Source organism: Novosphingobium naphthalenivorans NBRC 102051 (assembly GCF_001590985.1).
Lineage (GTDB): Bacteria > Pseudomonadota > Alphaproteobacteria > Sphingomonadales > Sphingomonadaceae > Novosphingobium > Novosphingobium naphthalenivorans.
In genome coordinates this window covers 13179-34250 of the sequence record NZ_BCTX01000025.1, presented here as the reverse complement: position 1 = coordinate 34250, position 21072 = coordinate 13179, and the positions used below count along the sequence as shown (strand labels likewise).

22 protein-coding genes are annotated in these 21072 nt (G+C 63.7%); 2 read left to right on the top strand and 20 right to left on the bottom strand.

Going from position 1 to position 21072, the window contains the following annotated elements; genetic code table 11:
• Positions 1 to 3: 3 nt before the first annotated feature.
• The 19 genes from NN5_RS10135 to NN5_RS10045 all read right to left on the bottom strand — a co-directional run bounded on the left by NN5_RS10135 (position 4) and on the right by NN5_RS10045 (position 18510).
• Positions 4 to 1470 (bottom strand): conjugal transfer protein TraH, encoded by a 1467-nt coding sequence (locus tag NN5_RS10135; RefSeq protein ID WP_020818492.1) that lies wholly within the window; start codon positions 1468 to 1470, stop codon positions 4 to 6.
• Positions 1470 to 2291: a conjugal transfer protein TraF gene (locus NN5_RS10130; RefSeq protein ID WP_025160430.1), complete on the bottom strand. Its 822-nt coding sequence runs from the start codon at positions 2289 to 2291 to the stop codon at positions 1470 to 1472. The genes NN5_RS10135 and NN5_RS10130 overlap by 1 nt, the downstream gene beginning before the upstream one ends.
• A gap of 145 nt (positions 2292 to 2436) precedes the next feature.
• Positions 2437 to 4251, bottom strand: coding sequence for a conjugal transfer protein TraN (locus NN5_RS10125; protein ID WP_029986356.1), 1815 nt, complete (start codon positions 4249 to 4251; stop codon positions 2437 to 2439).
• A 17-nt stretch (positions 4252 to 4268) separates the two neighbouring features.
• Positions 4269 to 5015, bottom strand: a complete 747-nt coding sequence (trbC, locus tag NN5_RS10120) for a type-F conjugative transfer system pilin assembly protein TrbC (protein ID WP_020818495.1) — start codon at positions 5013 to 5015, stop codon at positions 4269 to 4271.
• Positions 5016 to 5026: 11 nt separating this feature from the next.
• Complete coding sequence (ltrA, locus tag NN5_RS10115) at positions 5027 to 6649, bottom strand: group II intron reverse transcriptase/maturase (RefSeq protein ID WP_007015856.1); 1623 nt, start codon at positions 6647 to 6649, stop codon at positions 5027 to 5029.
• Between the two features lie 594 nt (positions 6650 to 7243).
• Complete coding sequence (traU, locus tag NN5_RS10110; protein ID WP_067734123.1) at positions 7244 to 8272, bottom strand: conjugal transfer pilus assembly protein TraU; 1029 nt, start codon at positions 8270 to 8272, stop codon at positions 7244 to 7246.
• Positions 8269 to 8538 (bottom strand): hypothetical protein, encoded by a 270-nt coding sequence (locus tag NN5_RS10105; RefSeq protein WP_020818497.1) that lies wholly within the window; start codon positions 8536 to 8538, stop codon positions 8269 to 8271. Before NN5_RS10105 ends, traU begins: the two co-directional genes overlap by 4 nt.
• Positions 8538 to 9143: a type-F conjugative transfer system protein TraW gene (gene traW, locus NN5_RS10100; RefSeq protein ID WP_021223066.1), complete on the bottom strand. Its 606-nt coding sequence runs from the start codon at positions 9141 to 9143 to the stop codon at positions 8538 to 8540. Before traW ends, NN5_RS10105 begins: the two co-directional genes overlap by 1 nt.
• A 47-nt stretch (positions 9144 to 9190) precedes the next feature.
• Positions 9191 to 9727 (bottom strand): S26 family signal peptidase, encoded by a 537-nt coding sequence (locus NN5_RS10095; protein ID WP_020818499.1) that lies wholly within the window; start codon positions 9725 to 9727, stop codon positions 9191 to 9193.
• Positions 9708 to 10361 (bottom strand): type-F conjugative transfer system protein TrbI, encoded by a 654-nt coding sequence (locus NN5_RS10090; RefSeq protein WP_020818500.1) that lies wholly within the window; start codon positions 10359 to 10361, stop codon positions 9708 to 9710. The genes NN5_RS10095 and NN5_RS10090 overlap by 20 nt, the downstream gene beginning before the upstream one ends.
• Complete coding sequence (locus NN5_RS10085; protein ID WP_020818501.1) at positions 10354 to 10713, bottom strand: hypothetical protein; 360 nt, start codon at positions 10711 to 10713, stop codon at positions 10354 to 10356. The genes NN5_RS10090 and NN5_RS10085 overlap by 8 nt, the downstream gene beginning before the upstream one ends.
• Positions 10714 to 10716: 3 nt before the next feature.
• Entirely contained in the window at positions 10717 to 13308 is a 2592-nt protein-coding gene (traC, locus tag NN5_RS10080; RefSeq protein ID WP_020818502.1) for a type IV secretion system protein TraC, read from the bottom strand.
• 1 nt (position 13309) lies between these two features.
• Entirely contained in the window at positions 13310 to 14290 is a 981-nt protein-coding gene (locus tag NN5_RS10075; protein ID WP_048574957.1) for a TraV family lipoprotein, read from the bottom strand.
• Positions 14287 to 15159: a DsbC family protein gene (locus NN5_RS10070; RefSeq protein ID WP_020818504.1), complete on the bottom strand. Its 873-nt coding sequence runs from the start codon at positions 15157 to 15159 to the stop codon at positions 14287 to 14289. The genes NN5_RS10075 and NN5_RS10070 overlap by 4 nt, the downstream gene beginning before the upstream one ends.
• A complete protein-coding gene (locus NN5_RS10065; protein ID WP_020818505.1) occupies positions 15146 to 16471 on the bottom strand; it encodes a TraB/VirB10 family protein in 1326 nt (441 codons plus the stop codon). Before NN5_RS10065 ends, NN5_RS10070 begins: the two co-directional genes overlap by 14 nt.
• A gap of 4 nt (positions 16472 to 16475) precedes the next feature.
• Positions 16476 to 17276 carry a type-F conjugative transfer system secretin TraK gene (locus NN5_RS10060; RefSeq protein ID WP_021223067.1) on the bottom strand — a complete coding sequence of 267 codons (801 nt, stop codon included), beginning with the start codon at positions 17274 to 17276 and terminating at the stop codon, positions 16476 to 16478.
• Positions 17273 to 17839 (bottom strand): type IV conjugative transfer system protein TraE, encoded by a 567-nt coding sequence (locus tag NN5_RS10055; RefSeq protein WP_020818507.1) that lies wholly within the window; start codon positions 17837 to 17839, stop codon positions 17273 to 17275. Before NN5_RS10055 ends, NN5_RS10060 begins: the two co-directional genes overlap by 4 nt.
• Position 17840: 1 nt before the next feature.
• Positions 17841 to 18131, bottom strand: coding sequence for a type IV conjugative transfer system protein TraL (gene traL / locus NN5_RS10050; RefSeq protein ID WP_020818508.1), 291 nt, complete (start codon positions 18129 to 18131; stop codon positions 17841 to 17843).
• A 58-nt stretch (positions 18132 to 18189) separates the two neighbouring features.
• Positions 18190 to 18510, bottom strand: coding sequence for a TrbC/VirB2 family protein (locus NN5_RS10045; protein ID WP_020818509.1), 321 nt, complete (start codon positions 18508 to 18510; stop codon positions 18190 to 18192).
• 349 nt (positions 18511 to 18859) lie between these two features.
• On the opposite strand from NN5_RS10045, the gene NN5_RS10040 reads away from it, so the two are divergent.
• Both NN5_RS10040 and NN5_RS10035 read left to right on the top strand, forming a co-directional pair.
• The gene (locus NN5_RS10040; RefSeq protein ID WP_020818510.1) at positions 18860 to 19309 is read left to right on the top strand and encodes a hypothetical protein; all 450 of its coding nucleotides are present in this window, start codon (positions 18860 to 18862) and stop codon (positions 19307 to 19309) included.
• A 167-nt stretch (positions 19310 to 19476) separates the two neighbouring features.
• Complete coding sequence (locus tag NN5_RS10035) at positions 19477 to 19971, top strand: helix-turn-helix domain-containing protein (protein ID WP_020818511.1); 495 nt, start codon at positions 19477 to 19479, stop codon at positions 19969 to 19971.
• A 40-nt stretch (positions 19972 to 20011) separates the two neighbouring features.
• Here the strand turns inward: NN5_RS10035 and NN5_RS10030 are convergent, their stop codons facing one another.
• On the bottom strand, positions 20012 to 20935 hold the full coding sequence (locus NN5_RS10030) for a lytic transglycosylase domain-containing protein (protein WP_306305098.1): 924 nt from the start codon (positions 20933 to 20935) through the stop codon (positions 20012 to 20014).
• Between the last annotated feature and the right edge of the window lie 137 nt (positions 20936 to 21072).

The window sequence follows — 21072 nt, the reverse complement described above, 5'->3', positions numbered from 1 at the left end:
CGCCTAGTTCAGACCCTGTGCGTTGAGGCCGCGCGAAAAGTTCAGCGCGGCCGCCATACCGGGCGTCATGGAATTCTGGAGCGTCGATTCCAGCATAATGCTTCGGTTGATGATCTGCATCGTCACCTGGAGCTTGTTGTTCAGCCGGACGTCCCGTTGGCTGAATTTCGCCCGGGTAGACGCGATTTGCTGTTTCCACTGCGTCGCGGTCTCTTGATCGAAGGTCTGATAATGAACCTTCGCCTGCTCGACCCGGTCGAGCATATTGTCGAGCATCGCCGAAAGCAGGTCGACGGCGACGATCTCGGACAGCGTCTCGATCTCGCCTTCCGTCAACGCATAATGCGCATAGGCCTGAACTCCCAGGATCTTATAGATCGGAACCGTGGCGAGGTTGAGGAGCTGCTTCTCGGCGGCGTCCAGCGGAGTATCGGAGCGGATCTTGTCGCTCATCGACCTGATCATCGTGGCGATCCGCGGCCGCAGCGCGGACGAAGCGGGGACGGAGAGCGTCTGCTCCCCCACATCGTAGCAATTCTCGTCGTTGCACTTCAGTATCTTGACGGGCGGCGCGTCGGCCGTGCCATCGAGCAACGCAGTGACGACCGCTTCTTCGGCAGGTCCGAACATCACGACCTTCCCGCCCACGCTCGGATCGGTCGACGGCGTGGTCACGACCGTTCCCACCAGCGTCATGATATATTCGGAGAATGTCTTGTCGAATGCGCCGAACTTCGCCGATTTCTTAAGGGCCTCCCATGTGTAGTTATGCGGTTCTCCGACCAGCTGGTCTTTCATCGACGCGTCTGTGTTTCCCGCGATGGTCGAATCCCGCCTGTTGCCGTTGTTGCAACCCTGGCGGGCTGCCGCCCAGTCCGAGAATACGCCCTGGCTGTTGCCGACGGCTTCGCAGATCGTCGCGCGCGTGGTCTCCATCTGCGGCCAGATTCCGCCGACCAGCGCCTGCGCCGTCTCGCAGCTCGAGATGTTCATCTGATTGAGGAGCTGCGCCTTCTGGCTGAACTCGTCCATCACCTTGCCGATCTCCGGCGAAACAGAATCGATGGCGAGCTTGAAGGCAAAGCCGAGCGCATTGTTGGCGGTCGCCTTCAGCATCGCGATGATCTCGCTGGCATTGATGAAGGAGAAGCTCCCACTGAAGAGGTCGATACCTCCACATCCCGCACGCGCGCTCGGAAGCTGAAGATTGAACGGCTGGACGCTTTTCTGCGGGAAGCGGGTCCAGACATTACCCAGCGAGTAATAGCCCGCCGATTGACCCTGAAACGCCGATGGGCCGGTGACGTTCGCCGCGCCGCCCACGTCCGAAAAGAAGCTGTTCATCTCGGAGGCGACGTCGGCCCGGGCGGTCCCGGTGCACGCGAGATTGGCCATAGCCAATATTCCCGCCCAGGCAGCGGACGAGCGAAGCACACGGCCGATCAAGCCGCGACGGCGAACCTGTTCCATCAGAAGTCGCTCCCCACCTTGGTGTTCGTCAGCGCGAAAATGCGATCCATGATCTCGTCGGCGCTGAGAATCCCATATCCCACCGGAATCGTGCGTTTGGTGACGGTGTCGAACAGTACGAGCGCCGGCGTCTCGTTACCCGGGACGCCCATGCGCGCGCGCTGGCCCGCATCGACGACATAATTTGGAAAATCGCGGCTCGGCCCGCCGTCCATCGAAACCGCCATCACCGCCATGCCGTGACTGTCGGCCACCGATCGCAGGATCGGTGAAAACAGGTCGCATGCGCCGCAGCTCTGCGCATAAAAGTAGAAGAGCCCGTAGCGTTGGCTAAGGTTCGCCATAACCGCATCGCGATCGGCGCGCCGGTTATCGAGCCAGGCTCGCTTGCCCACCGTCGAAACAGGCCGCTGCAGCGTGTAGTCGAGATCGGGGTTCTGCCACAGCGCGCGCTGCCAGGTGTCTGAGAAGGTCGAAGCACGGTCGAGCTGCTCGCGCTGAAATCGGACGTAAGCGATGACATTTTCCTCGGTCGGATCGAGGATCGCCCGTGCCTTGAGCTCGTCGAGCTGGCGGGTGATGGCGGACATGCGCTCGACCGCGCTCGACGGGACCGGGACGGCTTGCTTCTCCGGCTCCGTCGCTCGCGGCTTGCTGCAATAGAACCATTGACCGAGCCTGCGTTCTGCACAGTAAAAGTCATCGCCGGCATCGGCCCGCTCGACGCCATCCGACGCTCCATCGCGCGGCTGGGCCGCCGCGGGAACAGCCAGGCCAGCGAGCGAAAGCGCCAGAAGCGGCGCCGCCATGATTGGATGCATGGACAAACTTCCTTTCTGATAGATGCTCTCACCCACGAGCCTCATGCGCGGGAGGGAACGGGAAAGGTCGGCCGCGGCGGAGACGTCCGTAGGCGCCGCGCCGGTCGATTCCACCGAAACGCTGCGCATCGCGTCCTTGACCATGCTATTTGCCGTGCAGGTCATAGTACCCCTGAATTTTCAGCTGGATCTGGGTCATCGTCTCGACTTCGTCCGGAAGCCGCGCGGCATCGACGAACTCGGCATAGACCTCGGTGAAATCCATGAGGGAAAGGTCGAGCCTGGCGAATTCCTCGATCGTAAAGCCAAGGCACTGCTCCTTCTTGGGAGCGCCCCAGGGCTTGCTGAGCTGAATTCGTCCCTGCTCCTGCAGGATGCGGCTGAGCTTGCTTTCAAAGCAGCAATAGGCCGTTCGCCGGGTCTTGCAGATTCCGAGAAAGCTCGACGAACAGTAAGTGCCGACCTTGTGGCAGAAGCCCATACGATCCTTGATGTCGAGCTTCATCTCGTCCTGAGAGCATGCGAAGAGCGCGAGGAACGGCGTGGCGAGGGCCGCGATCGCGCCTGGGCCGCCGGCAAGCGCGGCTGCGCCCGCGCCCACGCTCAACAAGCCGGACACCTTGCCGGCACAGCAGTTGATCAGCCCGAATACCGGCTTGTGGCAGGTCTCTCGCGTGCCCTGGAAAACCGTGAAGTTGTTCTCGTCGAACTCCTTGCCGGCCTGGTCGATGGAGTGAAGAGCGACCAGCGCATCCTTGAACTCGGTCGACGCCTCGCGCACGATCGGCTCGCAGTCGCCATTGATGCAATAGACGTCGTCTCCGCAGATATATTGCGGTGCATCGGTCACCGCGCTGCCGGGTGTCGGGCAGCGGTAGACCCGCTCCTCAACCTTGCAGGCGCCATCCCGCTCCTCGTCGAGGCATTCGGTGCGCAGAAAGGAGCAGCTTCCGTTCGCTTCTAGATCGCCGCAATCGTTTGCCGGCGTGAAGCGATGACACACATAGTCGCGTTTCCACGCCCAGCAGGCTTGCGTCACCGGAACGCCGTCGATGATCCGCGTTTCAGGTCCTTCCGTGCAAACATCCCCGCCAGGCTGCAACGAACACATCTCATCGCCGGCAAGACTGCCGCAGCTGTCGACCCTTCTTGTTACGACAGTGCTCGTGCTGCCCTTTGCATGCCACGACGCCCCGGTGAGCGGGCTGACGCTGAGCGCGACCGGCAAATCCGCCGTGCATTCATATTCCGTCGCATAATAATCATCGCAATATTTGTTGTCAGGCCAGGGCCAGCCATAGTCGCGATGGGCAGCGCAGGCCTGTTTCCGAACGCCTGTCGGCTTGCAGACTCCTGAGGAAATATGAGGGGCAATGGCGGCATAGCGCGCGAACGGGGTTCCATATGCGCTGTCGGGCACCACATAGTATTTGTAGCTATCGACGGTTTGCACCTCGGGCACCATGCGGATGGTGCAGGTCTCGGGCCTGTCCTCGACCTTGGTGCCGCTGTTGCAGGTCGCCTCGTAATAGCCCTCAGATCCTGAGCCCGGCGGGAGCGGGACGCACGAGCCGGAGCTGCCCCCCATGCTCTCCCCGGCGAGGTAGGCCGATGGATCATTCTCGACGGTCGTGGCGCGAGCGGTTGTCTCGAGGATCTCGGAATTGCTGAACGTCGGCCGTGTCCGGTCCGCGTCCGTGGTGATGCGATACTGCTCGTTCGACGCCTTTGTCGCCGCGGCTTCCGCTTCCATTCTTTCCGGATCGTCGAAATAGGCGCCTTGCGGCAGCGCCGTGCCGCCATAGCCCGGCACCGCTTCCGCGCGGGCATTGTCGGTCGGCACCAGCGTCGTATCCTGCCGTTTCTCATTGGCGAGCGAGCGCCCTTCCTGGCGGGCCTCCTCGACCGACATCTGGGCAGAAGCGGGGGAGGCGGCGGCAAGACCCGCGATAAGCAGCATCAGCGAGAAGCGGACGCTCACGGCAACGCTCTCCTTAGATTGGAGAGACCCACCGCCGCCACGCGCGCGCCCGGACCGTTGCCCTCGGCGAACGACGACAGCGCATATTCGACGGTCACATTGCCGATCATCCGGTCGTGAGGCGGGACCTTGGTTCGGCATGAAAAGCCGGCGCAAAGGTCGAAATCCGATGAGACCGCGACGTAGGTCGGCACCGCCTGTACGTCGAAGGCGCGGAACAGTCTCGGGTCGATGCCGATGTTGGCGAAATCGTCCTCCCGGTCGACGATCTTGCCCAGAGCCTGCGAGAACTCCTTCATCGAATTGTTCGGAAAGCCGCGGAAAACGACGACGCCCCCTGCCCTCGCCGTGTCCTCGATAAGCTGGCGAAGCGCCTTGGGGGGCATCGAGAGGCTGGCGAACGCGATGAGCTGCGGCGCCTCCCCGCCGCCGACTTTGGCGTTCGTCGCAGCACCCTGCACGATTTCATCGAAGTCGACAGCCCCTGCAGGTCCTTTCGGCAGATCCGTCGCCGCGACGCGCCGCATGTTTTCCATGCCGCTGTCACGAACGGTAACCGCCTCTTCCCGAAACGCGTCACCGCGGTCCTTGATCTGATCGACGAACGCCTCGGCATCCGCCTGAAGGTCCGCCGATCGCTTCTTGATGGCCTGAACATCGATGCCATCGACGGTCTGGGCCAGGAGAGCGGTCATGCTGGCGGCTGCGACGAGGCCAACGGCGCCCAAGATGAGAAGTCGCATCGCTCCCTCCTTCACAGTAGAGTAAGACGTGGGCGCTGCGGCGTGTCTCCACGCCCAGTTTCCCACGCCTTCTCTCCGAACCGGACGTGCACCTTTCGTTGTGCATCCGGCTCTCCAGAAGCCTTGGCGTACTCGGGTTTCTTCATCCATTTGAGATCGAACCTCCGAACTGGCACGTAGCTCATCAAGAATTGCTCCGTGCTGCCTTCAGCCCAGACCTTGCTGCCCGGATGGGCGATGCCCGGCCTGCGCCACGATGCGATTTTCCTCCCGGGGACACGTTTGTGCTTGGCCCGCAGCCACAGCCAGAGACGTTGCCGCACATGCCAGTCGAGACTGGCGAAGATCGACTTCGCCCCCACGCAGTAGCGGTAGTAGGCAGACCACCCGCGAAGGTATGGATTGAGTTCCTGAAGCATGGCCTTGAGCGAACGCCGAAGCGTCTGCCGTCGGGCCAGTTGATTTACCCGTATCCTGAATCCGTTGATCGGCTCGCGCGGGATTTCGATGCGGGCGTGCAGCCCGAACCGCTTGTCCCATTTGAGCCTCACGCGGCATCCAAGGAATCGACAGCCCTCGGTCAGCGCGGTGATGCGCGTCTTCTCGGGCGAGAGCGTCAGACCCATCGCTTCGTGCAGGTAGGTTGCCAGCGCCTGCTTTTCGGCAAGAGCGTCAGCTTCCGTTCCCGACACGAAGATCAGGAAGTCATCGGCATAGCGGACGGGATAGAAGACCGGTCGCCCGGCCTTGCGATCCTTGTCGCGCCTGATTGCCGCCAGCCTTATCCCATCGGATTTCAGCTGTGGGTCCTCGGGGCGTTTTACCCAGTCCCGATACCGTTCCTCGATCACGCCAAGCGCGATGTTGGCCAGCAGCGGTGAGAGCACTCCACCTTGCGGCGTGCCGGTGTCTGTCGGGCTGTACGAAACATCCTCGAGAACCCCGGCCTTGAGGAACTGCACGAGCAACCGGTTCACCTTGCGGTCCGCGACGCCGTGGCGCACGCGTTCCATCAGCGGGTGATGTCCGATATTGTCGAAGCAGCCCTCAATGTCGCCTTCGATTACCCATTGGTACGGCGCTTTGTGTCGGCGACCGTCAGCCGCAGGTCTGCCCCGCGACTGGATGGTCACACGGATATGTTCAAGGCAGGCCTGACTGCCCCGTCCGGGCCGGAACCCGTAAGAGACTGGCCAGAACCGGGCCTCGAAGATCGGCTCCAGTACTTGCTTGACCGCGCACTGCACCACGCGATCCTTGACTGTAGGGATACCGAGGGGTCGGAACTTCCCCGGTTTGCCCGGCTTGGCGATCCATTTCCTGCGTGCAGGGGACGGGCGGTAGCCGCCCGACCGAAGCTCCTCGCGAAGCTTCCGCAGAAATTCCATGGCACCAATACCGGATGCAATTCTCGCTACGGTCTCCCCGTCGACTCCCGGAGTGCGCTTGCCGCGATTACCGGCAATCGTTTTCCAGGCCATCTGCAGATTGCGGGGATCGGTTACCCAATTCCACAAGTCGCAGTATGGTTCTTCGGGGTGTTCCCGACTCCACTGGTAGAGCTTTCGCTGAACGCCGAGGAGCCAGACCTGTGCGGCCTGATTACCAGAGTCCACTGGTAGTTCCTCCGTCATGACAGCCCACCGGCTTCCTGCCTGCCTTCGCCATGTGGACGGCTTTCCCGCCCTCGGACTACTACGCAGGCTCCGCCCCACCAGCGCCCATCCCCGGTCTCCGCGGATAGCCTGCTCCGAAGCAGGCGGGCGATGATGGTTCCCGTGTTCCGACGATCAACCTTGGACCCGTAGGTGCGACGCTTAACCCCTTGCGGCTCGGGCGTGCGGACAAGAAAGGACGACCCGCACACGAGTGCTCTGCGAGCACCCACCAGAAGGCAGCGCAACACGCCAACCGGTTCACACCGCGATTTCCCCACCCCGTCAGGTGATCGGGAGTTCAACTGTAAATAAAGAGGCTTCAGACACGTCATTCGCTTGTATCTCACCATAGATCCTGTGGTAGCCCGGCCTGCGGCTGACGGGCCGCATCCGGTACAGTTCAGGTCTCCTGCTCTGAGGCCGACCGCCGGAACGCGGCAAACCTTGGAGACCCCCTTCCGCCCCGACTCCTTCCGCCGGGTGGGGTGGCATCGCAGCCACCGGTCATTCGTCAGCAAGACGATGAAAGGATATGTTGTTGTATTACATACATATTTCCTTTCTGCGCCGTCACGGCGCTCGCACGCAGCAGTTGCGCTTGCGCCAGACCAGATAGCCCATGTCCTCGCCCCCCGCGGGATAGGCACGACCGGCATCCGGCGGCATTGTCGAAGCTCCGATCGCCGAGCAGGCGAAGCGCCCGCTCACCGTCGGAATCGGATTGGTCATCTGAAACCGGTACTGCTGTTTGCGCATGACTGGCATGAGGTACTTCTTGCACAGCCCTTCCGAGCCCATCGTGCCCCAGGCGAGCGCCTGCCGGTGCATCTTGTAGGCAAAGCGCGACAATGCGAGCCGCGAGGACTGGACATGGCCGATCGACGCCGGGATGTTCCCGTTCAGGGGATACATGGACCCCTGACAACCTGCGCACCAGAATAGCTGGTCGAGCGGCAGGTTCACCGTGCCGGCGACGCAGTCGCCCGCACAGGCTGCCTTGGCGAGCGGATTTGCGAAAATGATCGCTTCGGGGTTGATGAGCGCCGCAAGCGAGTCATCCTGCCAGAGCGGATCGACCTCGGTCATATAGGCGATGTCGAAGCTCGCCTGCTCGAAGCAGACGAAATCCGTAAGGATCTCCATCCAGTAGAGCAGCGGATAGACATACCAATGCACATGCCATTTGGCCGTGCTCTGCGACCTGCCGCCGACCATCGAAGGGCCGGCCAGATAGCCCTGACCGATATCGAAGCCCGGAGCGATGCGCACTCCGCCAAGATTGGGAAAACACCAGGGCTTCATGGTGACGTCCGCCAGGCGGGCAGGCTCCCAGAAGCCCACGGAAATGCCGATGCGCGGTAGAGGATCTGCACAGGCGCATATGGGAGACGCCGGGTTCTTCGTGTCGGGTCGGCCGCTCGGCCAGATCTTCAATCCGCCCACCGACAGCGGAAACAGGCATGACCAGCAGACGTCGGTAATCGGGTTGACGAACTTCCCATTGCAGGTGGGACCGGCAGCCTCGGCGCGTGGCGCCAGCATGATGGCGAACAGGACGACGAGAAACGTGCCGAAAATCGGTCGAAGTCCGCGCATCATTCTCTCTCCGCCAGTTGATCGAGATACGCCGCGTCGGCGCGCCGCTTCGCCCGAAGGTAAAGGACCGTGACCACGAGCGCTGTGGCGAGCAGCACGGCGATCAAACAGGGCGCGGCTCGGCCGATGCGACCGCGCAGCTGGTCGAGAAGAGTCACTGCGCCGGCCAGGGTGACGCAGAGAGCGAGCCAGGACAGGCGCATGGTCCTTAGCCTCGCCGTCTCGGGCGCCGCCATCGGCGTTCGGAGCATGTCGAGCCACAGCGCCATCAGCCGGACTTCCCTGGCTTCAGCACGATCTCGGAAACGCGCATCGTCCTGCCGTTTTGGCTGACCACCGCAGGCGTATGCTCGATCCCGAACGTTGCAGTGAGCTTGCCTTCCTGGTCGAAATAGAAGCGCCGCTTCTTCGCCGTCATCGCATCGATCGGCGAACCGTTGACGAAGATGATCTTGGCCTTGAGATCCGTATAGCGCGAGGTCGCCCACGCGAGTTGCGTCGCATCGTCGCCGTCGACGAAGACGAGGTCCTGCTTTATCTCGACGAAATCGAGCGGATTGATGCGATGACCGGCACCCGCAATCAGATTACCCTTCTGGTCCCGAATGTCGCGCTCGATCGCGATGGTCGGATCATAATCCCAGCTTCGCGCCATGCGCGCCGGAGTGATCCCGTCGACAGGCTTGGGCCGGCGAACTCTCTGTTCGACCCTTCTGGCAAACTGCTCGTTCATGCGGGCAAGCTCGCCGCTGCCCTCCGCCCGCCGCAGCCGCGCCTCGATCGTCGCCAGCAGATCCGGCTCGATGATGGGAAAGACCTGGCCGACATGGCCATAATCCCTGGCTTCGCCAGGGATAGGGCCGATGAGGAGCATGGCCGCCGCGAATGAAGCGATGCCGGCACCGCTTGTCAGAACAGCTTTCACAGGATCGGCTCCCCGGTTCCGATGACTTGCCGGCCGCAAACAAAGCCGATCTCGGCATAGCGACTGTCGAAGCCGTCCTTGTGCGGCGTCGCCGCGAAATAGCAGCCTGGGGGCACGACCCCCGTCGCACCGGGCACAAGGCGTTCGCCCGCCTTGGTGAAGGGCTTCATGCGAACAGTCGGAACGCCGTTGATCGTTACCGTCATGCCGTCATGCGCGATCACGTCTCCCGCGACAGCATAGACCTTCTTTCCAAACATCCTTGGCCTGGCGCCAAAATGGCGGCGCAACAGCGCGCTCGCCGGCGGATCGAAAAATATGAACTCTCCCTTGGCAGGCAGGCGGCCCCGCTCGATGAGGAAGGCCCAGTTCGGCAGGGAGTCCGTCGTATTGACGAGGAAAAGGTGGTCGTCGCTCCAATCTGCCAGCCCTGTCAGGGCAACGCTTCCGCCGACGAAGGCGCCAAGCAGAAGCCAAAGCTTCGGGTTCGGTCGCCAGCCCCGCTTCGCCGCGTCATTGACCGCCGCTGCCATCGGGACCTCCAAAGGTTGAAACGGTGGCAGCCGGCGGCTCGTACTGGGGCGCTGACGCGGCCGGCGCCCCGGGCATCATAGGCGCCGGTGCCATGGGATCCGGGTATCCGACCGGCGCCGCGGGCTGCGCCGTCATGGGCTGCTGCGGCTGTGCCGCGAGCATGGCCTGCTGCTCGAGCTGCTGAAGCTCCAGAGCCGATGCTTGCTTCGGCCGAGCAACGCCGGATGCATAGACCGCCTCCTTCAGCTTGTCGGTGATGTCGGGGACATTCTTCGTGAGAACGGCTTCCCCGACGAGCACGATCTCACCGCCCGAGCTTCGCCGCTCGAGCTCCTTGTCCAGCGATGCCATGAACTTGCGCATCTCCGCCTCGACTTGCGCCGGCGGAGAGGTGGAGCGCGCTTGTGCCTGGACATACTCGCCGACGATCGAGGACAGCCGCGCGGAAACGATCCGCTCCTGCTTGGGCGTGATCAGCGCCTTTGTGACCCACATCCCCCATATCAGGACACCAATGACCAGAAGGCCCGCGACGATCTGAACGGACGAGAAGCCCGCGAAAATTGCGCGCTTCGCTGCGGCCGCCGGTTGGGGCGCAGGGGACGGCAGGTCGAGCTCGGTCTGTTCAGCCATGATCAGCTTTTCCTTCGGGCAGGGCCGCAGGCACGATCTTCTCGCGGCGCAGAACGATCAGTCCGGCGGCAATCAGGAGATGTGCGGCGATGAAGATGTTCTTGAATGACGCGATGCGGTCAGGAGACGCGGCGACGTAGCGGGCCGTCAAATTGTTGAGCTGGTGCATGAGCCCATCGAGCGAGAAACCCCCGAGCGCCACGAAGAAGAGCGCGAACAGCCCCCAGGTCAGCAAGAGCGTCGATGCCGTGAAGCCGATCAAGTGCAGATAGAAATGGAGCAAGCTCCGCAGGGCGGGCTGTCGCCCGACCGCGATGTCCGCGCCATTCCTCCTGTGCGCTGCGGCATCCATGGCCTACTCCGCCGCCTCGGCAACGTCGACTTGCTCGTGCGACGCCCACTTTTCCGGATTGCCGGGGAAGGCGACCCGTTCGATCGCCTCATCCATGCTTAGCCCTCGCGCGACCAGCGCCTCGATCGCCGCGTAGATAGCCGGGCTCGACGAATAGACGGTGGCCGAGAACGGATCGAGCACCAGCCTGCCGACGGCCAGGGTCTCGGGGCCCTTGATAAGGATGTCGGAATATTCGCGGCCGTTGATCTTCAAGGACCGCAGCAGCGCGTCGGTATAGTCGTCCATCTCAAAGCGGTCGTGCTTCTTGAAGTCCGCGATTGTCTCGGGCTTCTGCTGGAGAATGACGAACCAGTCGGAGTTCTCCAGCGCCGCGACGGACCCGGCCGACTTATAGTAATCGTTCAGGGACTGCGTCGCCGTCACCAGCGCCGCGCCATATTTCCGGCAGGTGCGAGCATAGGTCTCGATGAAATCGGCCATCGCACCGCCGCGCAGCATCTGCCACGCTTCATCCAGAAGCAGCGCCTTCGGGACCGAACGATCGACTTTGCGCATCATCTGCTGCGACATGAACATGATCGCGGTCAGCACGACGCTGCGCAGTTCCTCGCGGGATGAAAGGTCGGAGAGCTCGAACACCGTGAGCTGCGCCGACAGTTCGAACGATACCTCGCCCTGGAAAAATCGCCCGTACGTCCCTGCCGACGAAAAGGGGCGCATGGCGATGCCAAGATCCATGGCAAGGCCATTTCCGGTGGCTTCGAGCGCAGCGATCACGTCGTCGATCGAGCCCTGGCGTCCCTTTTCGCTCCAGACGCTGTTAACGGCCCCGTCGATGAGGCCACGCTCGGTATCGTTCAGCCGGTCGATGTGGCGCGACATCTGGTTCACGATGGCTTTGAGCATCGCCATGCAGTCGAGCAGGTAATCCTCGTCGCTGCGGGCCAGCTCCTCATCGATCATGCTGAAGGGGTTGAGGCAGAAGCCGGACGACATCGTAAATTCGACGAACGCGCCGCCCTGGAGCTTGGCGGAGTGCTCGAAGGAGCGACCGTCGTCGATCACGACGACGCGCGCGCCGGCACCGCAAAGGGAGGCACAGAGCTCCTGCAGCGTCACGGATTTGCCCGACCCCGATTTGCCGAAGACGGCGACATTGTGGTTGCCCGCCGCATTCTCGAACGGACTCCAGAAGAAGGGTTGTCCACGCCGACCGATGAGCATGAGATGCGGCACCTGGCCGCCGAGATACTCGCCCTGGATCGGGGCCAGGTTCGCCGCCGTTGTCGTGAGCAATGTGCGCATCCGCTTCATGCGCTCGAGGTCGCGTGCAAGCCCGTTCGCCATTGTCATGGGCATGGCGCACAAAAGGCCCATCACCTGCAGGTACCGATCGTCGAGCAGGTCCCAGCCCGCTGCGCGATAAACCGATTTGAGCACGCGTTCGTTGGCGTCCCCCCTGCCCTTCGGCGAGAAGGAGGTCACGCTGAAGAAGACACGCACCAGCTTGCGCCCCTGGCGCAGCTCGTCGTTGACGTAACGCCATTCCTGGCTTTGCTCGCGCAGCTGCGGCAGGAAGCGCGCCGACTTGGAGTCCGCAAGGCTCGTGGTGCGCATGAACTTGAAGCTCGCCTTGTTCGACGATGCCAGCGGATCGGGGAACTCGACGCACAGATTTGTCGCGACCGGACATGGCATCCTGAGCTTGTCGGTGAACATGTCGCCAATGAGCCGGGCGACATCCCACGGCGCCCAGCGGCTCGGCAGGTTCCGGACCGAGAATGAGCGAACGTCGAAGACGTCCGGCAGAATCTCACCGATCTCGGGCGCCTCGTCCACCGTCGCCCCGGTTGGCCGAAATCGCTCGGTTCTGAGCAGCATGCGATCGGGCTCGATGTGAAGCTCCACATCCCGGCGCACCGCCTGGTCCGCAATCGGATCGAGCGGATTGTAGTTGACGACGTCCTCCCCCGCCGCAGTGGTCGGCGAGGTTATGTCGTCGATCCACCCGATGAGGTCGGTCGGATCCATCTTGCGGGCCGGCACATTGATCGATGCGAGGGCCGAGATCAGACCGTCCATCACCGCCACGATTTCCTCGACAGACACGCTCGAGGATTCCGGGGTCGAGTAGGAGATCGCCACACGGTGGTTCCGCAGCGAGAATGGCGCATCCGCGGAGAGCGAGCGCCACACCCCGTCGGTCAGGAAGTCGATGCGGTGCTTCGCCATGCGCTCGTAGACGCCGCGAGCCGAGTAGCGCGGAAGATACCAGCGCGAGAGACGCTCGGACACGCGCGGACTCATCCACTGGTGGAATTGCAGGCATCCCGGCGCGGGGATCGCTTCGGAAAGGAACTGGGTGAGGATCTCCCCTGTCCGTTCGTCTGCACCGATCAAGGGAGCTGCCTCGATCACAAAGCCCCGCGACGCGCTGTTGTAGAACACGCCCGTCTTTGCGTCGAAGCTGCGATAAGGGAGCCAGTCGGCCAGCATGGGCACGCCAAGCTCCGGCCGATCCGCATCGGGACGCTGGCTGTCGCCGAGGATCCCTGAAAGAAGGCTCTCGAAGAAGCCGCCCTTCCCCGCCATCTCAATGATCCTCCGGCACTGAGGCGGGGAAGTCCGCGGCGCGAACGGTCGGCGCAGATAGGTTCGGCTTCGAGGCGACGGGAGTGCCATCAGCGGCGGCATCACGCGCATCCTTCGCAGCGGACCCGGCAATCTGCCGATAGGCGGGATCGCTTTTCACCCGTTCGACGGCCTTTTCGCCCGCCGCAGAGATCGTCGTCGGCGGCGCCGCAGAAGCCGCCGGCTCCCTCGCATGGCCGCCCGCCGGCGCCCCAGAGGGGGACAAGGGCGCCGGCGAGGCGGTTACGGATGGTGCGTGGGCAACACCATCCGCGGGGGCTGCGGCTGCTGGGCTTTTTTGCTTTTGCGCGAGCCGCGCGGCGACATCCGCCTTGATTGTCTCGAGCGGGTCGCCTCTCCTCGCACGCGCGGCAGCGACGGCATCGGGATCCGGCGCAGCAGGATCCCCAACACCAGGCGACCCACCCGGCGGGTCGACGCGGTCGACGGCATCGGCCAGACTCTCCGGGACCCCTAGCGCGTAGTCCAGACGCGCATTGGATGGGACGGTCTGCGCAAGGCTCTGCTGCCATTCACCGCTCGCGACGACCGCATGTATGGCGCTTTTCTCATGCAGGCGGCCGCGCTCGTCGATGTAGGGCTGGAAGACGATCCTGAGCACCTTCTCGCGCGTCCGGGCTGGATCGGCGGGGACAGTGGCGGCGGTCCGCCTCGATGAGCCAAGACGGCTCCGATCCCTGGTGGAACGCGGGGCAGCGTCAGCCGGAAGCGCGACCCCTTCAGCTGCATCTGCCGTAATCATGGCAAGCGCGCGGTCATCGATCGTTGCGCTCGGCGCGCAGACGCCATCAGGAGCAGCGCAGGAAAAGTCGCCGCGCACATTTCCGCCGAGCGCTGCGCAACCTCCAAGCGCAAGAGCGGTCGAAAGCAGCAGCGGCGCGCCGAGACGGCGCCAGGGGCTATGCAACGCAGCGTTTCTCATGACCGCGCCTCCCGAAGCCATGCTTCAAGGAAAGCCCGGGGGCGATATCCTTCGATCATCGCGCCATCGCTACGCACGATGACGGGAGTGCCATTGAGGCCGTTCCGCTGCGCGAAGGCCTCGTTCGCATCGAGGCCGGCCGTGTTGCACGAAGCCTCGCCCTTTATCGGCTGCCCGGCATAGGCGGCATGGAGCGCAGCCTCGCGGTTCTTGGCGCAGTAAACCCGGTCGGCGAGATCCCGGCTTCCCAGCACCGAGATCGGCCGCTCGACCACGCGCACGTTCATGTCCTTGAGAACGCCAGTCAGCGCCCGGCAATAGCCGCAGCGAAAATCCGAAAAGACCGTGACGGTCGGGCCCGCCGGATTCCCCCAGACGATCGCGCCATCCTTCGGCAGGCTCGAGAGCGAAAGCGTTCGCGCCTTGGCGGGACTTGCCGGCCGCTCGAGCCGTGCAGGTGCTGCCGCCAGCTGCTGGCCCGCCTCCTCCTCGCCGCCGGCGGCAAGCGCGTTTGCCCGCGCGGAGGAGCCGACCAGCATGTCGGGGTTCATCTCGAGCAGGCGCGCCGCCGTTATGTCCTGACGGGTCTGCATGTCATAGACGCGCCCGATCACCAGATAGCGGGCGCTGGTGTCGACATAGAATAGGTTCTCGCCCGCGGTGATCTCGCACAGGCCCGCAATTTTGCCGCAGTCGATCGCACTCACGGCAGTCTTGGGTAACCGCGCCTTCAGGAGCGCCTGCACCTGGCTTTCGGCGCTGCCCACATCTGCGGCCAGCGCGATGCCCGCGACGCTCAGGGCCGCGCCGGTCGCAACCAGAAGGCGCGATCGCCGAGTGAGCGAGCGGACACGATCAATTGCGGACATAGACACCCTCCAAGAAAACAATTTCGACATCGATCCCGGTCGGCATTTCGATCACCGGCTGATATTGCTCGGCGCGCTCGATCAGATATTTCGACACCATGTCGCCCGACTGCGCGACGCCTTCGCCAAAGCCGCCTTCGAGGATTTCGCCCGTCGAAAGCTTGTCGCGCTGCCCGTTCGTGGTGATGTTCGTTCCCTGGAACACGCTGTTGGCATTCGCGGAGAAGCCGCGGCCGAAGCCGCCGGCGAGCCCGGCCAGGAACGCCTGGGTGACGAGCGAGCCCTCGCGGGACACCACCCTTCCCCGCACGCCGGTCTTGCCGCCGAAGGCAATGAATCCCTTCACCTCCGACACGGCGTAGCGGCCGCCCGGCTGCGGGCAGGTCATCTTTTGCAGCTTGACGTAGACTTTCTCGCTCGAAAGATCGCCGCGCGCCGCGCCGTTGATGAGACAGCCTTCGATCTTGGTCGTAAGCAGCCGGCCGTTCTGATAGACCGAACGCGCGGGCCCCGTAACGCGGAGCACCACCGGAAGCGGGTCGGTCTGGCTGTTCACGCCGGCGCTCGCGTCGACGCCGACGATCACCTTCGCCCTCGCGAAGCTGTTCGGCGGCAAATAATTGACGCTGTCCGTGTAGGTGGTGTTGCCTTTGGCGACCCGCGTGGCGTTCCCCGTCTCCGCCGTGTTGAAGCTGACAAGCTTCACCTCGCTTGCGGTGCCCACCGGTCCGCGCGCCGCGGCGCCTGGGGCACCGTCGGGACGCTGGTAAGCCTGCGGTCCGTTCGGGCCGTAGAGCGCCGCCGGGCCGGGCGCGGGCGGCGTGGCGGCCGGGCGCGCATTGATCTGCCGCCGCAGCTGCTCGTTCTCGGCTTGATAGGCCGACAGCACGCGCTGGCCGTCGGCCTGCATTGCCTGGTTCTGGCCCTTGAGCGCCTCCACCTGGGCGGTCAGCATCTCCAGCCGGCGGTTCTGGCCGTCGATCGACTTCAACTGATTTTCGGTGGACTGGAAGCGGTTCTCCGAGAGCGCCATCCACTCCTGCTGCGAGAGATTGCGGTTCACCAGGTCCTTGGTCGAAACGGTGACCTCGCTCGTGCCGTCGTCGGCGAGCTTGTCGCCCTTCTCATCGCCGCTGAAGATCCAGAACGAGGAGAGGATCAGGCCGGCGCCCGCCACCCCGGCCAGCAGCAGGCGCTGCTTGCGGCGAACGGCTTCGTTCGCGGTGAGATCGCTGGCGACAGGAGATACGCCCTCGTCCGAAGCCCCATCAAGAGCGGGACGCTTGCGATTCAGGAAATCGAATAATGCCATGTCCTCACCTTCCGTTCTGGGACACGAGGTAGGCGGTGGTGACCTTGCCCGGAGCGAGCTTGCTCTCGGCGATCGACACGGCCAGGGCGCTCGCTGGAGCGACCATCGCTTCGGTCAGCTCGACCTCTGACGGACCCTTGTTCTCGATGCGCAGGACCTTGCCGCTGAGCTCCGAACCGCGATATTCCGCGATCATCTGCACCTTGAGGGTGCCAACATAGACCGGCCGCAAGGCGCGCTGGCGCATCTCGTAGCCGTCGGCGACCGCATTCGAATACATCGCCTGCACCAGCTCGACCGCGGCATCGTGGGTCCCGAGCCTCTCGGCCGGACCGTTCTCCGCTGCGCGTTCGTTTGCGATCGCCGGATTGGAGACGAAGACCTGGGCGGCCTGGTCGCCGCCGATCCGGCAGACGAACTTGTAGACATAGCCGCGCTTGCTCGTGGCGAAGAAGGAGAGCGCCGGGCGGGCAAATCCGTCGGGAACGGACAGGTAGATGTCGCCGCGGACCGGCTCGTTGACGACCGAGAAGTCATCGGTCGGATTGCCGGTGGAGATCTTGGAGACCGACGCGAACTCGTCTTCGACCAGGCTGATACGCGTCAGGTCCTTGGCGGACGCCTGGCAGTCGACCTGGCTGCTGTCCGCCGCCATGATGGTCTGATCGGCCCAGGCGGGCTGCGCGCTCAGCAGAACGGCAATGCCTATCAGCGCAGCGCCCGTGCAACGGCTCAGATGACAGTTGACGCGCGAGAGGAAGGCGGTGCCCGCAGCGGCACTGCCGACGACATAGACGGACATCATTGATCCTTCCCCTGCTCGGCCGTCACCATGCCGAAGCCGATCAGCTTCAGGGACAGGCCGGAATATTCCCAGTCGTACCGAAAGGTCCGCCGCTCGTTCGAGATGACCCGATTGCCGACGATCGTATGCAGACTGCCCGTCACCTCCGAGCGCAGCCCCTTCGTGTCGAGCTCCATCTTTTCGATCGTGAAGAACTGCGAAATCGAAGATCCACGCTGTTCGTTCACGATCTTGAGCAGGTCCGCCTTGACCTTGCCCTGGGAGGCCGGCGCCGTGATATCGAGCACCGCGTTCATCCAGTATTCGAGGTTCTGCGGGCTGCGATTGAGGGTGAGCACCACCGTGTCGCGCGTGATCATCTCGAGATATTCGCGGCTGACCCCGGCGGAGCTTACCGTGACCGGCGATCGCAGGATCGGCTGCAGCACGATTTCGCGGTCCCGCGACACCGTGAAGATAAGCAGCAGGATCGTCAGTGCGCAGAGGCCGACGGCGACGATCGCGAGCAGATTCCGCTGCCGCAAGACCCGCTGGCTGTGCGAATGGCTGTAGGAAAGTTCCATATCACCCCGCCATCAATCGAAGGTACGAGGGTGGCGTGGCTCTCAGACCGGTGAAGCCGGCCGGAAGAAACCAGTAGGCCAGATGGAGAAGCCATGACGTCGCCCGGCCTGCCTTCGCTTTTCTGAGACCCCACCAGCCCGCACCCGAAAGCAACATGCCGATGAGGATGTGCTGAGACAGAATCCCCCAGACGAAGGGGATGACCATCGCCAGGAACTCATCCAGGGTCCACAGCCCGATCAGCTCGGGATCATCCAGATGAGTCGGGATGACGTACTTATCCGCCGCCATTGCACCACCCTCTCCTTGGGTCGGTCAAAGCTGCTACTTCGCCCGACCGCAGGAATGATCAGATCGTCGCGGTGACCGTCGACGTGACGATGGGAATGCCCGTGCCGGCGCCGACGCCGACACCGACCGGGATGGCGATCTGGCCCATGGAGAAGCGACCGGAGGCGAGCGCGACGATGCCGCCCGCGAGCGAAAGCACCGTGATGATCTTGCCGCCCGAGCCCTCGAGGAAATCGGTGAACTTGTTGAGCGCCGTGTCGAAGGTCGTGTCGGCGCCGGCGAATGCCGGACCGGCGAACCAGAAGGAGGCGAACAGGAGGGCGGCGATCACGACGATCGCCAACTCTGCGCGCCCGGTCTCTTTCAGGACTGACTGCATGTTGGGTTCCCTTCAATTGGAGACGCGACGAGAACCGCGCCCAGGGAAAGCTGACCAACCCGCGGCCGGGTCGTCACGGGCAGCCGGGGTGACGGGGGAAGAATCTTTCGCCGATCGAGGCCCTGCCCCCGAACGCCGGGCGGCCTGCCCGCTCATTCGGGGCATGGCGCCCCGGATTACGGGGCAGACTGGCCCGGAATGCGGGACAACTTGCCCCGGAAATTGCGGCGCTGGTGGCGTCCCGGTAGACTCGGGGCTACGACTCAGCAGATATTAACCATCGAGACTCCAGGCTCCGTCGCAGTAGTCAGCGCCATGCTGCCTTTCAGGAAGAAGGATTCATCTCGACGTGGGGACGACGGCCGCCGAACACGAAGGCTTTGTGCTCGATGTCTCCGGATATCTCTTTCGGCTGACCACCGAGTGCCTGCGCCTATTCTCCAATGAGACGAACGAGCATCAGACGCTCGTATCGCTGGTCGCGGCGCGGCTCGCCGAACCGGGTGCCGCGGGCAGGCATGAAGTGCGCACGATGCGCGAGCATTTCGCGGCGATTCCGACCCATGGCGACGTGAAAATCCGGCTTCCGCTCTCTGATGCGAATGCCCAGGCGCTTGAGGAAATGCGGCAGGCTCTCGGCCGCCGCCTCGACACCACACTGACGATCGGCGACGCGCTTTCGGCGCTGCTGTTCGACTATGTCGTCGAGCTCAAGACCTCGCAGATACTGGACCGGTTGTCGCTTGAGCAGCGCCTTGACGGGGGCGAACCGGGGCGCACGAGCACGCGGCTAAACTAGGAAATCGCCCGATCTTCGCGAGCTATATCGCGGTATCTGCGCTGGAATATTGCGCTCACTCTGGCTCCAACGACGCTTGCAAAGCGGGATTCACCGTGTTTGCCTTGTCCCCTAACGGGGAGGTTCGGGGGCTAATGTCGTCTCGCGCCACAGCTGGATCATAGTTCGTGCTCGAGCCGGATGACGAAACGATCCTGCGCGATTTCGTACCGCTCATTCGGTGCATGATGGACCGAAAGGACATCCCGCAACGCAAGCTCGCCGCCCTCACCGGCATCAGCAAGACGCGCCTGGGACTGCTGCTGCACAGCGACCCCACGAAGCGGTCGCCCATGACTGTGGACGAGCTTCAGATCATCCTGCACGCGCTCGGAACCGACATCGTCGCGGCCTATGTGCGCATCAAGGCAAGCGGGACGATCCCGCAGCCCCTGATCGAGCGCCATGACGTGCTCTTCACAATGATCTGCGACGCATTCGTCGACATGCCGGAAGGCCTGATCGTTCTGCTCGAAGAACTCGAAGGCATCGATGGCTCGGAAGTCCGCCCGGAATGGGCGGTGCCGGTCAGGCGAGCCGTCGTCCGGAAACTGCTGGACGAGGTGAGCGCCAAGCTGGCCCGCCGTGCACGCCTGGCCGAGAGCGATGACTTCCGGATCTAGCCCGACCGGATTCGGCGCCGGGCCCTTCCCCGCCGCGCTCCTAGAAGAGCGAGACGCTCGCGACGCGCGCGGGCGGCACCGACCGAGGCGGGAAGACGCTTGCGGTCTGGCGCGGCAGCACGGTTGCTTGCCGGTAGACGCCGCTCAAGCGCGCCCAGTTCATGAGGACATTGTCGACATAGGCCTGCGTCTCGGCGATGCGCGGCACGAGCCCGCCACGGACGCGGCCAGGCCCGGCATTGTATGCGGCAAGCGCCAGATGATAATGGCCGAACCTGTCGAGTTGCTGGCGAAGATATCTCGCTCCGCCGCGCAGATTATCCTCGACGCTATAGCGGTTCACTCCCAGCGAGGCAGCCGTCCCGGGCATCAGCTGGGTCAGGCCGAAGGCGTTCTTGGGCGACAGCGCATCGGTGCGATAGCGGCTTTCGCGAATGATCATCGCATCGAACAACCCGACCGGAATGCCGTATTCGCACGCGATCCCGCTCATCAGCTGATAATAGCTGGCGCGCCTGCTCTCAGCGTCCGCCCTCAAGAATCCTGTCGGCCGATAGGGAAGGACGCCGCAGCCTGGCTCGAAGCGATTGGCCGCGAAATCGAAGCTCGCGCCGCCGCGCATCCACGCAGGAACGGGGATGGCAGGCGCCGGCGGCAACCATTCGGCGGAGGCGGCCGAGCCTTCACTCCCGGCGCTTCCGCTTGCTGCCTGCTCGAGCGCAACGCCGCTGTTCGTGAAGCTGTTCGCCATCTGGAATTCCACCCACCGGCGGCTGAGGTCATGCACCCGAAAGTCCGGCGGACGGGCACCGGTCGACACCGGGTTGGGCACGCTCGGGGGTTCGGCGGCTGCATCCGGCCGGCTCTCCGGCCCGGGCGCGGTCATCGTGATGAGCTGCACTCTGCGCGCGGGCTTGGCCTCTTTCCCCTGGGCTGCCGCGCCCCCCGACACGACCAGCGCCACAATGCCGAAACCGATCCCCAACGCCCTCATTGCACCCTCCCTGCTACCGAAACAGGCCAAGGGAAGATCAGCGGCCGCCGGGTTGTCAATCCGCGTGCCCGAGCAGTGTCAGCCTCAAAAATCAAGATCAGGAGGCG

What these genes read in the sequence shown, in the direction of transcription:
- NN5_RS10135 (WP_020818492.1), bottom strand. Translation starts at nt 1,470, where the DNA reads ATGGAACAGGTTCGCCGTCGCGGCTTGATCGGCCGTGTGCTTCGCTCG.
- NN5_RS10060 (WP_021223067.1), bottom strand. Translation starts at nt 17,276, where the DNA reads ATGATGTCCGTCTATGTCGTCGGCAGTGCCGCTGCGGGCACCGCCTTC.
- NN5_RS10075 (WP_048574957.1), bottom strand. Translation starts at nt 14,290, where the DNA reads ATGAGAAACGCTGCGTTGCATAGCCCCTGGCGCCGTCTCGGCGCGCCG.
- NN5_RS10095 (WP_020818499.1), bottom strand. Translation starts at nt 9,727, where the DNA reads ATGGCAGCGGCGGTCAATGACGCGGCGAAGCGGGGCTGGCGACCGAAC.
- NN5_RS10090 (WP_020818500.1), bottom strand. Translation starts at nt 10,361, where the DNA reads ATGGCTGAACAGACCGAGCTCGACCTGCCGTCCCCTGCGCCCCAACCG.
- ltrA (WP_007015856.1), bottom strand. Translation starts at nt 6,649, where the DNA reads ATGACGGAGGAACTACCAGTGGACTCTGGTAATCAGGCCGCACAGGTC.
- NN5_RS10125 (WP_029986356.1), bottom strand. Translation starts at nt 4,251, where the DNA reads ATGCTGCTTATCGCGGGTCTTGCCGCCGCCTCCCCCGCTTCTGCCCAG.
- NN5_RS10055 (WP_020818507.1), bottom strand. Translation starts at nt 17,839, where the DNA reads ATGGAACTTTCCTACAGCCATTCGCACAGCCAGCGGGTCTTGCGGCAG.
- NN5_RS10085 (WP_020818501.1), bottom strand. Translation starts at nt 10,713, where the DNA reads ATGGATGCCGCAGCGCACAGGAGGAATGGCGCGGACATCGCGGTCGGG.
- traW (WP_021223066.1), bottom strand. Translation starts at nt 9,143, where the DNA reads ATGCTCCTCATCGGCCCTATCCCTGGCGAAGCCAGGGATTATGGCCAT.
- traU (WP_067734123.1), bottom strand. Translation starts at nt 8,272, where the DNA reads ATGATGCGCGGACTTCGACCGATTTTCGGCACGTTTCTCGTCGTCCTG.
- traC (WP_020818502.1), bottom strand. Translation starts at nt 13,308, where the DNA reads ATGGCGGGGAAGGGCGGCTTCTTCGAGAGCCTTCTTTCAGGGATCCTC.
- NN5_RS10130 (WP_025160430.1), bottom strand. Translation starts at nt 2,291, where the DNA reads ATGCATCCAATCATGGCGGCGCCGCTTCTGGCGCTTTCGCTCGCTGGC.
- trbC (WP_020818495.1), bottom strand. Translation starts at nt 5,015, where the DNA reads ATGCGACTTCTCATCTTGGGCGCCGTTGGCCTCGTCGCAGCCGCCAGC.
- traL (WP_020818508.1), bottom strand. Translation starts at nt 18,131, where the DNA reads ATGGCGGCGGATAAGTACGTCATCCCGACTCATCTGGATGATCCCGAG.
- NN5_RS10065 (WP_020818505.1), bottom strand. Translation starts at nt 16,471, where the DNA reads ATGGCATTATTCGATTTCCTGAATCGCAAGCGTCCCGCTCTTGATGGG.
- NN5_RS10105 (WP_020818497.1), bottom strand. Translation starts at nt 8,538, where the DNA reads ATGGCGCTGTGGCTCGACATGCTCCGAACGCCGATGGCGGCGCCCGAG.
- NN5_RS10070 (WP_020818504.1), bottom strand. Translation starts at nt 15,159, where the DNA reads ATGTCCGCAATTGATCGTGTCCGCTCGCTCACTCGGCGATCGCGCCTT.
- NN5_RS10045 (WP_020818509.1), bottom strand. Translation starts at nt 18,510, where the DNA reads ATGCAGTCAGTCCTGAAAGAGACCGGGCGCGCAGAGTTGGCGATCGTC.